We start from the raw sequence: 844 nt of genomic DNA, 5'->3' as shown, positions 1-844 counted from the left end.
TTGTGGTCATTGCCAAAGTAAGAGAGTACGCAAGAAATCATCGCATATAAGGATGGTGCATCATGAGTTAATAGGGCATCGTCGCAGTATATTAAGGTTTAAAGCCTATAAGCTGTATTGTCACGATTGTTGCCGTTATGGTAACCAACAATTTCCAGGTATTAATAAACATCAACGCACTACGTGGCGGGCTCAGGCTGCAGTGTTTCATGAGCATAGCCGAGGGGTTTCTCAAAAAGATTTATCAATGCGCTATAAGAAAGGTAAAGCGACCATAGAACGTTGGTATCAGCGCCATTATGAGGAGCAGCATCGAGAATTAAGCAATAAACCTTGTCCGGTAGTGCTGGGTATTGATGAGCATTTTTTCAGTAAGAAAGAAGGATTTGCGACCACCTTTTGTGACCTAAGAACGCATAAAATATTCGATGTGGTGAAGGGAAGAAGCGAAGGGGGCTTGAAAGACTATCTACAGCAGTTGCAGGGAAAGGAACGTGTCAAAGTTATTTGTATGGACTTAAGCAGCACCTATCGTTCTATTGTAAAGAAATACTTTCCTAACGCGATGATCGTAGCCGATAGATTCCATGTAATTCGCTTAATACAGCATCAGTGTATGATGACGTGCAGAGAGCTTTCCAACGACATAAAAAACAATAGAGGCATCTTGGCTTTATTAAGAACAAGACCGGATAACCTCACTGCAGAAAAGAAGGCAAAAAGAGATGCTTTTTTAAAGCAAAACCCAGCAGTAGATGCTATTTATCAATTTCAACAACGACTGCATTCCCTATTAATGAAAAGAGCTTTAACTCAACGAGCTTGTCGAAAAATAATCCCAACT

The 844-nt window shown here is 40.5% G+C and carries 1 protein-coding gene; it reads left to right on the top strand.

The window, feature by feature from the left end:
* On the top strand, positions 1-844 hold an 844-nt coding region (locus ACD661_RS16915), incomplete at both ends, for an ISL3 family transposase (protein WP_400189007.1).

Source organism: Legionella lytica, from assembly GCF_044626755.1.
In the GTDB taxonomy this organism is placed as follows: domain Bacteria; phylum Pseudomonadota; class Gammaproteobacteria; order Legionellales; family Legionellaceae; genus Legionella; species Legionella lytica_A.
Note: the sequence above shows the minus strand (reverse complement) of the source record. Positions and strands in the feature narration are given on the sequence as shown.